Annotated in this window: 12 protein-coding genes and 3 pseudogenes; 5 read left to right on the top strand and 10 right to left on the bottom strand. The window is 64.5% G+C overall.

All coding sequences use genetic code 11. The features are described 5' to 3' along the window. A pseudogene (locus G3436_RS04735) lies at positions 1–181 on the bottom strand (GGDEF-domain containing protein); the annotation flags it as partial. 266 nt (positions 182–447) lie between these two features. Here G3436_RS04735 and rep point away from each other — a divergent pair. Beyond that, positions 448–2,456, top strand: a pseudogene (gene rep / locus G3436_RS04730) (DNA helicase Rep). Between the two features lie 64 nt (positions 2,457–2,520). Then, a complete protein-coding gene (locus tag G3436_RS04725) occupies positions 2,521–3,093 on the top strand; it encodes a xanthine phosphoribosyltransferase (protein ID WP_163941856.1) in 573 nt (190 codons plus the stop codon). 104 nt (positions 3,094–3,197) lie between these two features. Here G3436_RS04725 and G3436_RS04720 read toward each other — a convergent pair. From G3436_RS04720 to G3436_RS27330, 7 genes and pseudogenes are all read right to left on the bottom strand, one after another. Next, positions 3,198–5,062, bottom strand: a pseudogene (locus tag G3436_RS04720) (acetyl-CoA hydrolase/transferase C-terminal domain-containing protein). 127 nt (positions 5,063–5,189) lie between these two features. After that, positions 5,190–5,594: a c-type cytochrome gene (locus G3436_RS04715; protein ID WP_163941869.1), complete on the bottom strand. Its 405-nt coding sequence runs from the start codon at positions 5,592–5,594 to the stop codon at positions 5,190–5,192. Between the two features lie 170 nt (positions 5,595–5,764). Further along, positions 5,765–6,313, bottom strand: coding sequence for a cupin domain-containing protein (locus tag G3436_RS04710; protein WP_163941853.1), 549 nt, complete (start codon positions 6,311–6,313; stop codon positions 5,765–5,767). Between the two features lie 108 nt (positions 6,314–6,421). Further along, positions 6,422–7,495: an alanine racemase gene (alr, locus tag G3436_RS04705; RefSeq protein WP_163941850.1), complete on the bottom strand. Its 1,074-nt coding sequence runs from the start codon at positions 7,493–7,495 to the stop codon at positions 6,422–6,424. 39 nt (positions 7,496–7,534) lie between these two features. Beyond that, on the bottom strand, positions 7,535–7,888 hold the full coding sequence (locus tag G3436_RS04700; RefSeq protein WP_163941848.1) for a RidA family protein: 354 nt from the start codon (positions 7,886–7,888) through the stop codon (positions 7,535–7,537). Continuing rightward, positions 7,860–8,963, bottom strand: a complete 1,104-nt coding sequence (locus tag G3436_RS04695) for a D-amino acid dehydrogenase (RefSeq protein WP_338001204.1) — start codon at positions 8,961–8,963, stop codon at positions 7,860–7,862. The genes G3436_RS04700 and G3436_RS04695 overlap by 29 nt, the downstream gene beginning before the upstream one ends. Further along, positions 8,852–9,160, bottom strand: coding sequence for an FAD-dependent oxidoreductase (locus G3436_RS27330; RefSeq protein ID WP_243667011.1), 309 nt, complete (start codon positions 9,158–9,160; stop codon positions 8,852–8,854). The genes G3436_RS04695 and G3436_RS27330 overlap by 112 nt, the downstream gene beginning before the upstream one ends. Positions 9,161–9,316: 156 nt before the next feature. Between G3436_RS27330 and dadR the strand changes: the two genes are divergently transcribed. Next, positions 9,317–9,805, top strand: a complete 489-nt coding sequence (dadR, locus tag G3436_RS04690) for a transcriptional regulator DadR (protein ID WP_042121505.1) — start codon at positions 9,317–9,319, stop codon at positions 9,803–9,805. Between the two features lie 3 nt (positions 9,806–9,808). Here dadR and G3436_RS04685 read toward each other — a convergent pair whose 3' ends face one another. Further along, positions 9,809–10,162: a YkgJ family cysteine cluster protein gene (locus G3436_RS04685; protein ID WP_163941845.1), complete on the bottom strand. Its 354-nt coding sequence runs from the start codon at positions 10,160–10,162 to the stop codon at positions 9,809–9,811. Positions 10,163–10,233: 71 nt separating this feature from the next. Between G3436_RS04685 and G3436_RS04680 the strand changes: the two genes are divergently transcribed. Further along, complete coding sequence (locus tag G3436_RS04680) at positions 10,234–11,559, top strand: NAD(P)/FAD-dependent oxidoreductase (RefSeq protein WP_163941841.1); 1,326 nt, start codon at positions 10,234–10,236, stop codon at positions 11,557–11,559. Here G3436_RS04680 and G3436_RS04675 read toward each other — a convergent pair. Then, complete coding sequence (locus G3436_RS04675; protein WP_163941838.1) at positions 11,556–11,771, bottom strand: DUF1127 domain-containing protein; 216 nt, start codon at positions 11,769–11,771, stop codon at positions 11,556–11,558. The two genes, G3436_RS04680 and G3436_RS04675, sit on opposite strands and share 4 nt — an antisense overlap. A 178-nt stretch (positions 11,772–11,949) precedes the next feature. Between G3436_RS04675 and G3436_RS04670 the strand changes: the two genes are divergently transcribed. Further along, on the top strand, positions 11,950–12,589 hold a 640-nt coding region (locus G3436_RS04670; protein WP_163941835.1), incomplete at its 3' end, for an aminotransferase class I/II-fold pyridoxal phosphate-dependent enzyme.

The raw sequence follows: 12,589 nt of genomic DNA, 5'->3' as shown, positions 1-12,589 counted from the left end.
GGGTGGCCAGTACCAGGGCATTGCGGTCACGCGCAAACAGGCTGTCGACCGACTCCCAGCTCGGTGCAGTCACCAGCACGGCGCCATTGGCCAACAATGGCAGGCACTCTCCAAGGGCCGCAGCCCATTGCGGGCCCTCGGCCAGCAGGAGCAAACGCAACGGTTCGACAAGCGTAGACAAGCTGGCTCCTTAGCACGAGAACGCAGTCAATGACGATTAAGAACGGGATGCTTGATCCTAAACCATTAAATGTAAATGGTTTTCACTTTAACTCGTGACATTCCTTCGTCGCGTTCCCGCAGCATTTCGCCACGCATCCTGCGGGAAAGTATCAAAACCGGCAAATTAAGATCGCGTGTTGCGTCACACTGTCAGACGGTCGCGGCACAATTGCTCTGCGCCTGCTAAAATGCCCGGCTATTTTTCAGCGACCCCCGGTTAACGTCATGTCCCGACTCAACCCCCGGCAACAAGAAGCCGTGAGCTACGTCGGCGGCCCTCTTTTGGTGCTCGCCGGTGCTGGCTCCGGCAAGACCAGCGTGATCACGCGCAAGATCGCCCACCTCATCCAGAACTGCGGCATCCGTGCCCAGTACATCGTCGCCATGACCTTTACCAACAAGGCCGCGCGCGAGATGAAGGAGCGGGTCGGCACCCTGCTGCGCGGTGGCGAGGGGCGCGGCCTGACGGTATCGACCTTCCACAACCTTGGCTTGAACATCATTCGCAAGGAGCATGAACGGCTGGGCTTCAAGCCGGGTTTCTCGATCTTCGACGAAACCGACGTCAAGGCCCTGATGACCGACATCATGCAGAAGGAGTACTCCGGGGACGACGGCGTCGACGAGATCAAGAACATGATCGGCGCCTGGAAGAACGACCTGATCCTGCCCCCCGAGGCGCTCGAAAACTCGCGCAACCCCAAGGAGCAGACCGCCGCCATCGTCTATGCGCACTACCAGCGCACGCTCAAGGCGTTCAACGCGGTGGACTTCGACGACCTGATCCTGCTGCCGGTCAAACTGTTCCAGGACAACGCCGATGTCCTCGAGAAGTGGCAGAACAAGGTGCGCTACCTACTGGTGGACGAGTACCAGGACACCAACGCCAGCCAGTACCTGCTGGTGAAGATGCTGATCGGCACGCGCAACCAGTTCACCGTGGTCGGCGACGACGACCAGTCGATCTACGCCTGGCGCGGCGCACGGCCCGAGAACCTGATGCTGCTCAAGGACGACTACCCGTCGCTCAAGGTGGTGATGCTCGAGCAGAACTACCGCTCCACCAGCCGTATCCTGCGTTGTGCCAACGTGCTGATCTCGAACAACCCGCATGCATTCGAAAAGCAGCTGTGGAGCGAGATGGGCCACGGCGACGAGATCCGCGTGATCCGCTGCAAGAACGAGGAGGCCGAGGCCGAGCGCGTGGCCATGGAGATCCTCAGCCTGCACCTGCGCACCGACCGCCCGTACAGCGATTTCGCCATCCTCTACCGCGGCAACTACCAGGCCAAGCTGATCGAGCTGAAGCTGCAGCATCACCAGATCCCGTACCGGCTGTCGGGCGGCAACAGCTTCTTCGGCCGCCAGGAAGTAAAAGACCTGATGGCCTACTTCCGCCTGCTGGTGAACCCGGACGACGACAACGCCTACCTGCGCGTGATCAACGTGCCGCGCCGCGAAATCGGCTCCACCACCCTGGAAAAGCTCGGTAACTACGCCACCGAACGCAAGGTGTCGATGTACGCCGCCAGCGAAGAGCTGGGCCTGGGCGAGCACCTGGACAGCCGCTTCACCGACCGCCTGCAGCGCTTCAAGCGCTGGATGGACGGGGTGCGCGAGCAGGTCGCGCTGGAAGACCCGATCGCCGCGCTGCGCAGCATGGTGACCGACATCGACTACGAAAACTGGATCCGCACCAACAGTTCCAGTGACAAGGCCGCCGACTTTCGCATGGGCAACGTCTGGTTCCTGATCGAGGCGTTGAAGAACACCCTCGAAAAGGACGAAGAAGGCGGTATGACCATCGAGGAGGCCATCGGCAAGCTGGTGTTGCGCGACATGCTCGAGCGTCAGCAGGAAGAGGAAGACGCGCCGAAGGCGTGCAGATGATGACCCTGCATGCGTCCAAGGGCCTGGAGTTCCCCTACGTGTTCATCATGGGCATGGAGGAGGAAATCCTCCCGCACCGTTCCAGCATCGAGGCCGACACCATCGAAGAAGAGCGCCGCCTGGCCTACGTGGGCATCACCCGCGCGCGCCAGACCCTGGCCTTTACCTTCGCCGCCAAGCGCAAGCAGTACGGCGAGATCATCGATTGCGCGCCCAGCCGCTTCCTCGATGAACTGCCCGATGACGACCTGGCCTGGGAAGGCATGGACGATACACCCACGGAAGTCAAAGCGGTGCGCGGCAACACGGCCCTGGCCGATATCCGCGCCATGCTCAAACGCTAGAGACAATCCACCTTTGCCCTGGCGTGCTGCCGGGGCCTTTTGGCTACATCGAGGAATTACACCAGTGGAAGCACTGCACCAGAAGATTCGCGAAGAAGGCATCGTGCTTTCCGATCAGGTTCTCAAAGTCGATGCGTTTCTCAACCATCAGATCGACCCTGCGCTGATGCAACTGATTGGCGACGAGTTCGCCCGTCGGTTCGCGGATGCGGGCGTGACCAAGATCGTCACCATCGAAGCCTCGGGCATTGCCCCGGCGGTGATGACCGGTTTGAAGCTGGGCGTGCCGGTGATTTTCGCCCGCAAGCACCAGTCGCTGACCCTGACCGAGAACCTGCTGGTGGCGTCGGTGTACTCGTTCACCAAGCAGACCGAGAACACCGTGGCGATTTCGCCGCGGCACCTGAACAGCAGCGACCGCGTGCTGGTGATCGACGACTTCCTGGCCAACGGCAAGGCGTCGCAGGCGCTGATCTCGATCATCAAGCAGGCCGGCGCGACCGTGGCCGGGCTGGGTATCGTGATCGAGAAGTCGTTCCAGGGCGGGCGGGCCGAGCTGGACAGCCAGGGCTACCGCGTTGAGTCGCTGGCGCGGGTGAAGTCGCTGGAAGGCGGTGTGGTCAGCTTCATCGAGTAAGACCGCACGGGCCTCTTCGCTGGCAAGCCAGCTCCCACAGGGTAATCAGTGATCTCGAGATCTGCACTGTACCTGTGGGAGCTGGCTTGCCAGCGAAAGCGGTTTCAAGCGGACGCCGTCGCCTGCAACCCCGCCAGCAACAGCCGCTGATACAGCTCCTCCTTCAGCCCATCCGGTTCATCCAGCCCCATGCGCAGCACATGCGCGCGATACGCCTCGGGGCCCGGCGCATCCAGTGCCGCCTTGCCCAGCTCCAGCACCTCGCTCAACTTGAACTTGCTCTTGAGCCAGTTCAGCGCGCGCAACAGGTCCTTCTCTTCGGCCGTGAAATCGCTGCCCAGCGGGTACTCGGCAAACAAGCGCGCATGCCGCGCACGCAACGCGTCCAGTCGCTCGGGCGTATTCTCGGTAAAGCGCACATCCAGCACGAAATCCTGCGCCAGCTTGCCGGCCTTTTTCGCCTGCGCCATCAGCTCGCCCTGGAACCGCGAGTCGCTGATCGCCAACAACCGCGCAATCACCTCGGCATCGGTCTGCCCACGCAGGTCGGCGATGCCGTACTCGGTCACCACGATGTCGCGCAAATGCCGCGGGATGGTGCAATGCCCATACGTCCACAACAGGTTGGAACTCACCAGCCCTCCCGCCTCGCGCCAGCTGCGCAGCACCAGGACAGAGCGCCCACCTTCCAGTGCATGGCCCTGGGCGACGAAGTTGTATTGCCCGCCGACCCCGCTCAGCACCCGCCCATCCTCGAGCTGGTCGGCTACCCCGGCGCCCATCAGGGTCATGCTGAACACCGTGTTGATGAAGCGCGCATCGCGACGCTGCTCGCGCTTGAGCGCCTCGTCGCCGTACAGCTCGTTGATGTAGCTGATGGCGCTCATGGCAAAGCATTTGCGCTGCGCCAGCGACATTTCGCGCAACCGCTGGTAGAACGCCTGCGGTCCCAGGAAAAACCCGCCATGCACCAGCACCCCAGCGCCCACCGAACGACGTACGATGCCCGCCTCCACCAGCGCCAACAGCCCGTTGACGAACATTTCGCTGCAACCGTACAGCCCCTGGGCAAACGGCGCAGTGCCGCCTTCGCGTTCAATCAGCGCCTGCCACGGCGCCAGGTCCAGGTCGGCGAGCAAGGCCTGATACTCCGGCGCATCGGCCTGGCGTGCGAGCAGCGCCGCCGCCAGCGCGTCGCCCATGGCACCGATGCCGATCTGCAGGGTGCCGCCATCGCGCACCAGGGTGCTGGCGTGCACGCCGATGAAATGGTCCTGGGTGGTCACCGGCATGTTGGGCGTGGAGAACAACCGGGTGGTTTCGGCGGCATCGATCAACAGGTCGAAGGCACTGCAGGCCAGCTCCGCGTCGCCCGGCATGTAGGGCAGCTCGGTGTGCACCTGGCCCAGCATCAGGATGGTCTCGCCAGCCGCGCGGCGCGCGCGATCATCGGCAGCAGGTCGAGGGTGATGTCGGGGTTGCAGCTCAGGCTCAGCCGGTCGGGCCGCTCAGGTGAGTCGGCAACCAGCTGCGCCACCAGGTTCAGGCCCTTGGTATTGATGTCGCGCGCCGCGTGGCTGTAGTTGCTGCTGACGTAGTCCTGCTGCGCCATGTGGCTGTGCAGCAGGCTGCCCGGCTGCATGAAGAACTGCTCGACGCGGACATTGGCCGGCAACTGGTCACGCCGCAGGTCGTGCAGGTAATCGAGTTCGAGGCAATCGGCGAACACCCGCGCCACGAAGGGTTCGAGAAAGCGCCGCTGCAGGCCGTCACCCAGGTCTGGCCGGCCCAGGCTGAGCGCGGTATAGATCGTCAGGCGGCGCTCGGGCAGCTCGCGTACCCGCGCATACAGCGCGTTGACGAAGCGGTTGGGCTTGCCCAGGCCCAGCGGCAGGCCCATGTGGATATGTGCCGGCAGGCGCGCCAGCACCTCGTCCACGGCGATCTCGATCGAACAGCGCTGCGCCATCTGGGCCTCCTGTGGCATGCATGACTCCAGGGTTGGACCGAGCATGGCGCGGGTTTGCTGCATTGGCCAGCGCCAGACACGACAAAGCCCGCACGTGGCGGGCCTTGTGGGTGAAGCGTCGGGCGCTCTAGAGGCCGGACATCTTCTTGATGGCGCCCTTGAGGTCGTCATCGGAGCAATCGGCACAGGTACCTTTGGGCGGCATGGCATTGATGCCGGTGATCGCCTTGGCAAGAATGCCGTCCAGGCCACCCTGGTGGTCGGCGCGTTCTTTCCAGGCGGCGGTATCGCCGATCTTGGGTGCATTCAGCAAGCCGCTGCCGTGGCACGCGTTGCAATGCTTGGCGATGATCTCATCGGGGGTCTTGGCACCGCCGCCGCCGGCAGAGGCGACCACTTCCATGCCCTTGCATTCCTGCCCCTGCACACACACCTGCCCGACCGGCTCCAGCCGCTTGGCGATGTCGTCGTTGGTCGCAGCTTGAACACTGACAGCCCATAGGGCCACTACCGCTGCTGGTACGGCCAGCATTGTCTTGATTAGATTCACGCGTACACCCTCATGGTGGCTAGTCACGCCCGCGGCCACGGTTTCGCAGGCCGCGCAAGTATAACGGGAACCCTGCCTCACCGAAACAACCCTAGAGAATAAAGGGGTTTAGCCGCGACAATCAGCCGCGCCGCGCACCGGGCTCGTCGGCCCTAGAAGTTGGCCGGGGTTGCCGCACTGATCAGCCGGGCAGGCTCATCGTAGGGATTGCGGAATCGATGTGGCTTGGTGCTCTCGAAATAGTAGCTGTCGCCCGCCTCAAGGATGAAAGTTTCCAGCCCCACCACCAGTTCAAGGCGCCCTTCGAGCAGGATGCCGGTCTCTTCACCGTCGTGGGTGAGCATCTCTTCACCGGTGTCGGCGCCCGGTGGGTAGACCTCGTTGAGAAACGCGATCGCACGGCTGGGGTGGGCCTTGCCGACCAGTTTCATGGTGACCGCGCCATCGGAGATGTCGATCAGCTCGCTGGCCTTGTAGACGATCTGGGTAGGGTTTTCGGGCTGCAGCTCTTCGGAGAAGAACTCCACCATCGACATCGGAATACCGCCCAGCACTTTGCGCAGCGAGCTGATCGACGGGCTCACGCTGTTCTTCTCGATCATCGAGATGGTGCTGTTGGTCACACCCGCACGCTTGGCCAGTTCTCGTTGAGACAGGCCCTTGAGCTTGCGAATGGCTTGCAGTCGTTCACCGACGTCCAAGGCTGAGGCCCTCCTAAACGAACAAGTGGGGTCGAAATTGAACGATATCATCGCAACAGCGTTCAGTATTTACAACACTTCGACCCGCGCCCTGTCGGCTTTGGCGCCTCAACCGCCGCTGTAGACCAGCGGCACCCGACGCAGGTTGCAGAAGATCTGGTAGGGGATGGTGCCGGCCTGTATCGCCACGTCGCTGGCCAGCACGTGCTTACCCCACAACTCCACCGGGCTGCCCAGGCCGGCCTCGGGCACGTCGGTGAGGTCGATGCACAGCATGTCCATCGACACCCGGCCGATCAGTTGGCTGCGCTTGCCGGCCACCAGCACCGGGGTGCCGGTCGGCGCCAGGCGCGGATAACCATCGGCATAGCCCATGGCGACCACGCCGACGCGGGTGGGCCGCGGGCTGACGAACGTCGCGCCGTAACCCACCGGCTCGCCGGCGGGTAGCTCACGCACACTGATCACTCTGGATTCCAGGGTCATCACCGGCTGCAGGCGCTGCGCCTGGGCCTGGGCGACCTCGAAAGGCGTGGCGCCATACAGCATGATGCCCGGACGTACCCAGTCACTTGGCACCTGTGGCCAGCCGAGCACGGCTGGCGAGTTGCGCAGGCTGATCTCGGCGCTGAGGCCCTGGCGCGCCGCGTCGAACACCGCCACCTGCGCGTTGCTGGCCGGGCTGTCGAGCTCGTCGGCGCGGGCAAAGTGGCTCATCAGCACGATGCGCGTGACCTTGCCGCTGGCCAGCAGGCGCTGATAGGCGCCCTGGTAGTCCTTGGGGTGCAGGCCGACGCGGTGCATGCCGCTGTCGAGCTTGAGCCACACCGTGATCGGCCGCGTCAGCGTCGCCTGCTCGATGGCTTCCAGTTGCCACAGCGAATGCACCACGCACCACAGGTCCTGCTCGGCGATCAGCGCCAGCTCGCCGGCTTCGAAAAACCCTTCCAGCAGCAGCACCGGCGCCTTGATGCCTGCCGCGCGCAGTTGCAGCGCTTCCTCGATGCAGGCCACCGCGAAACCGTCGGCCTCGCCCTCCAGCGCCTGGGCGCAGCGCAGCGCACCGTGCCCGTAGGCGTCGGCCTTGATCACGGCCAGCGCCTTGGCCCCGCTCAGCTCACGGGCGAGTTGGTAGTTGTGGCGCAGCGCTTGGAGGTCGATCAGGGCACGGGCGGGACGCATGACGGCAGCCTTCTGGCAGTCTGGTTGAGGATCAATGGGTTACGGCAGCGCGGCGACGATCGAAATCTCGACCAGGATCTCCGGCTCGCACAGCTTGGCCTGCACGGTGGCGCGGGCCGGGGCGCTGCCCTTGGGCAGCCACTGGTCCCACACGGCGTTCATGGCCTGGAACTGCGCGTCGATGTCTTTGAGGTAGATGGTCGCCGACAGCACACGGCTTTTGTCGGTGCCCGCCAGGTCCAGCAGCCGCTCGATGTTGGCCAGCGTCTCGCGGGTTTGCTGGCCGACGTCGGCATTCATGTCGTCACCCACCTGGCCCGACAGGTATACGGTGCCGTTGTGGGTGACGATCTGGCTCATGCGCTCATTGGTGAGCTGGCGCTGGACTGACATGCTTGGCGGTCTCCTGACTGTTTGCATAACGGGAAATATCGAGGCCCTCGGCGCTGATCTGCGGCTTTTTGCGCGCCATCAGGTCAGCCAGCAAGCGACCGGAGCCGCAGGCCATGGTCCAGCCGAGGGTGCCGTGACCGGTGTTCAGGAACAGGTTGCGCAACGTGGTCGCGCCCACGATCGGCGTGCCGTCCGGGGTGGTCGGGCGCAGGCCGGTCCAGAAGCTGGCCTGGCTCAGGTCACCGCCGCGAGGATAAAGGTCGTTGACGATCATCTCCAGCGTTTCACGCCGACGCGGGTTGAGCGACAGGTCGAAACCGGCGATCTCGGCCATGCCACCCACGCGGATACGGTTGTCGAAACGGGTGATCGCGACCTTGTAGGTCTCGTCCAGAATGGTCGAGGTGGGCGCCATGGCCGGGTCGGTGATCGGTACGGTCAGCGAGTAGCCCTTGAGCGGGTACACCGGTGCGCGGATACCCAGCGGCTTGAGCAACTGCGGCGAGTAGCTGCCCAGCGCCAGCACGTAGCGGTCGGCTGTTTCCAGCTTGCCGTCGATCCACACGCCGTTGACGCGGTCGCCGGCATGGTCGAGGCGCTCGATGTTCTGCCCGAAGCGGAACTCCACGCCGAGGTTGCGTGCCATCTCCGCCAGGCGCGTGGTGAACAACTGGCAGTCGCCGGTCTGGTCGTTGGGCAGGCGCAGGGCGCCAGCCAGGATGTCGGTGACGTTGGCCAGGGCCGGTTCGACGCGGGCAATGCCGGCGCGGTCGAGCAGCTCGTAAGGCACCCCGGACTGCTCCAGCACGGCGATGTCCTTGGCCGCGTTGTCCAGTTGCGCCTGGGTGCGGAACAGCTGGGTGGTGCCCAGGGTACGGCCTTCGTAGGCGATGCCGGTTTCGGCGCGCAGCTCGTCGAGGCAGTCGCGGCTGTACTCGGACAGGCGCACCATGCGCTCCTTGTTCACCGCATAGCGGTTGGCCGTGCAGTTACGCAGCATCTGCGCCATCCACAGGTACTGATCGACGTCGCGGTGGCCTTGATGGCCAGCGGCGCGTGGCGCTCGAGCAGCCACTTGATGGCCTTGAGCGGCACGCCGGGCGCAGCCCACGGCGAGGCATAACCGGGCGAGACCTGGCCGGCGTTGGCAAAGCTGGTTTCCATGGCCACCGCCGGCTGGCGATCGACCACTACCACTTCAAAACCTTGCCGGGCCAGATAGTAGGCACTGGCGGTGCCGATCACGCCGCTACCAAGTACCAGAACTCGCATGTTGTTATCCCTCGAAGCGGCGCACCGCAGACATTTGTTGTGTAAGGCATGGATGGGCGCAGTATAGGAAGGTAGAGGCAGTGCTTTTCACTATATAAAAGCCTATATTTGGCGAGAATTCTCGGCAGGGTCGGCTTTTACGGAGGGGCATCCACTATGAGAACCCAGCATCAAAGCAAACGTGAACTGGACAAGATCGACCGCAACATCCTGCGCATCCTGCAGACCGACGGGCGCATTTCGTTCACCGAACTGGGCGAGAAAGTCGGCCTGTCGACCACCCCCTGCACCGAGCGTGTGCGGCGCCTGGAGCGCGAAGGGATCATCATGGGCTACAACGCCCGGCTCAACCCGCAGCACCTGAAGGGCAGCCTGCTGGTATTCGTCGAGATCAGCCTGGACTACAAGTCGGGGGACACCTTCGAGGAGTTTCGCCGCGCCGTGCTCAAGCTGCCGCATGTACTGGAATGTCACCTGGTGTCGGGCGATTTCGACTACCTGGTGAAGGCGCGGATTTCCGAGATGGCCTCGTACCGCAAGCTGCTGGGCGACATCCTGCTCAAGCTGCCGCACGTGCGCGAATCGAAGAGCTACATCGTGATGGAGGAAGTGAAGGAAAGCCTCAACCTGCCGATTCCGGACTGAGGCTCAGACCAGTACCTGGCGTGTGCTGGCGATGTACTGGTGCACCAGGCGCTCGGCCTGCGGGTCGATCATCTCGACCGGGGCACGGCCGTTGGGGCATGGCAGGCGCGGCGTGGTGCCGAACAGGCGGCAGATCAGCGGCCGCTCTTCATACACGGTGCAGCCCTCGGGCCCCAGGTGCACACAGTTGAGTTCGCCCAGCGCAGCCTCCTGCTCGGCCTGGGTCTTGCGCGGCAGGCGCGCCATCTCTTCGCTGGAGGTGGTGACCGGGCCGCAGCAGTCATGGCAGCCCGGCACGCAGGCGAACGACGGGATCTGCTCGCGCAAGAAGCGGATCTTGTGGCTGTTGCAACTCATGGACGGCTCGGGGGGCAGGAGACTGAAGCGGCATTTTGCCCCACGGTTGCCTGCCGGTGAAAGCACCGCCTATGCTGTGTCAAATTTTCCACACAGCCTCGACCAGGAATTCTCCCAACGTGCATACCACTTCCTACTACGCCGCCCACAGCGCTGGGCAACCGGTCTATCCGCCGCTGCACGGCGAGACGAGCTGTGATGTGTGCGTGGTGGGCGGTGGCTTCTCGGGGCTCAATACCGCCATCGAGCTGGCCGAACGCGGCCTCAGCGTGGTGCTGCTGGAGGCCCACAAGATCGGCTGGGGCGCCAGCGGGCGCAATGGCGGGCAACTGATTCGCGGGGTCGGCCACGGCCTGGACCAGTTCACGTCGGTGATCGGCAGCGAGGGCGTGCACAGCCTCAAGCTGATGGGGCTGGAGGCCGTGGACATCGTGCGCCAGCGCATCGAGCGGCATGCCATCGACTGCGACCTGACCTGGGGCTACTGCGACCTGGCCAACAAGCCGCGCGAATACCAGGGCTTCAGCGATGACATAGAAGAACTGCACGCGCTGGGCTACGCCCATGAGCTGCGTCTGGTGCCGCCCGAGCAGATGCACACGGTGGTGGGTTCGAAACGCTATGCCGGTGGCCTGGTCGACATGGGCTCTGGGCACCTGCACCCGCTGAACCTGGCGCTGGGCGAAGCCGAGGTGGCCCGGCAACTGGGCGTGCGTCTGTTCGAACACTCGCAGGTCACACGCATCGAGCATGGCCCGCAGGTGCGCGTGCACACGGCCAAGGGTTCGGTGCGCGCCAGCACGCTGGTGCTGTGCTGCAATGCCTACCTCAATGACCTGGACCGCGAGCTGGGCGGCAAGGTGCTGCCGGCCGGCAGCTACGTCATCGCCACCGAGCCGCTGAGCGCGACGCTGGCCCAGGAACTGCTGCCGCAGAACATGGCGGTGTGCGACCAGCAGGTGACCGTGGACTACTATCGCCTCTCGGCCGACCACCGCCTGCTGTTCGGTGGCGCCTGCCACTACTCCGGCCGCGACCCGCAGGACATCGGCGCGTACATGCGGCCCAAGATGCTCAAGGTGTTCCCGCAACTGGCCGATGTGCGCATCGAGTACCAGTGGGGCGGCATGATCGGCATCGGCGCCAACCGCCTGCCGCAGATCGGCCGCCTGCGCGACCAGCCGAACGTGTACTACGCCCAGGCCTACGCCGGCCACGGGCTGAATGCCACGCACCTGGCCGGCCGGCTGCTGGGCGAGGCGATCAGCGGCCAGCACAGTGGCCGCTTCGACCTGTTCGCCCAGGTGCCGCACATCACCTTTCCGGGTGGCAAGCACCTGCGTTCGCCACTGCTGGCGCTGGGCATGCTGTGGCACCGCCTCAAGGCGCTGGCCTAGGGTTTCCAGAACGGCCTGTGCCCTTCCACCAGCGCCTGCTCGCGGGTCAGGCCGATATCGCGCAACTGGTCGGCATCCAGCGCCAGCAGTTCCTGCCGTGAACGCCGGCGCCGCATCATCAGGCCCCAGCCGCTCAGGCCTGCGGGCGCGTTGTGCGGCGGCGCCTCACCGTCGGCGCGCAGTTGCAGGCATACGTCGCTTGAGCCGTTCATCTCGTCATTCCTCCAGGGTGGGTAAACCGTGTAGAAATGATGCGTGAGCCGGCCTGACCATTACAGATTCAATCGCCCAGTATTATTTCCATACAGACCACGCGATTTTGCCTCTGAATGCTGTATTTTTGGCCAATCTGTACCGGTTGAGTATCAACTGCACGCCCAGGAGTACGCCATGACCCTCTACGTCAACCTTGCCGAGCTGATCGGTGCCCGCATCGAACAGGGCCTGTACCGCCCCGGCGACCGACTGCCGTCGGTGCGCGCCCTGAGCGTCGAGCATGGCGTGAGCCTGAGCACCGTGCAGCAGGCCTATCGGGTGCTGGAAGACCACGGCCTGGCCGCGCCACGGCCCAAGTCCGGTTACTTTGTGCCCGACCACCGGCCCTTGCCTGCGTTGCCCGACGTCAGCCGCCCGGCGCAGCGCCCGGTGGACATCGGCCAGTGGGAGCAGGTGTTCGAGCTGATCCGCAGCGTGCCGCGCAAGGACGTGGTGCAACTGGGCCGCGGCATGCCCGACGTCGACAGCCCGACCCTCAAGCCGCTGCTGCGCAGCCTGGCACAGCTGAGCCGGCGCCAGGACATGCCCGGCCTGTACTACGACACCATCGCCGGTACCGAGGCGCTGCGCGAACAGGTGGCGCGGCTGATGCTCGACTCCGGCTGCAGCCTGAGCGCCGCCGACCTGGTGATCACCACCGGTTGCCAGGAGGCGTTGTCGGCCAGCGTGCGCGCCGTGTGCCAACCCGGCGACATCGTCGCGGTAGACTCGCCAAGCTTTCACGGCGCCATGCAGACCCTCAAGGGCCTGGGCA

It is taken from the genome of Pseudomonas brassicae (assembly GCF_010671725.1).
Lineage (GTDB): Bacteria > Pseudomonadota > Gammaproteobacteria > Pseudomonadales > Pseudomonadaceae > Aquipseudomonas > Aquipseudomonas brassicae.
The sequence above is the reverse complement of the archived record's forward strand: the minus strand, read 5'-3'. Positions and strand labels throughout refer to the sequence as shown.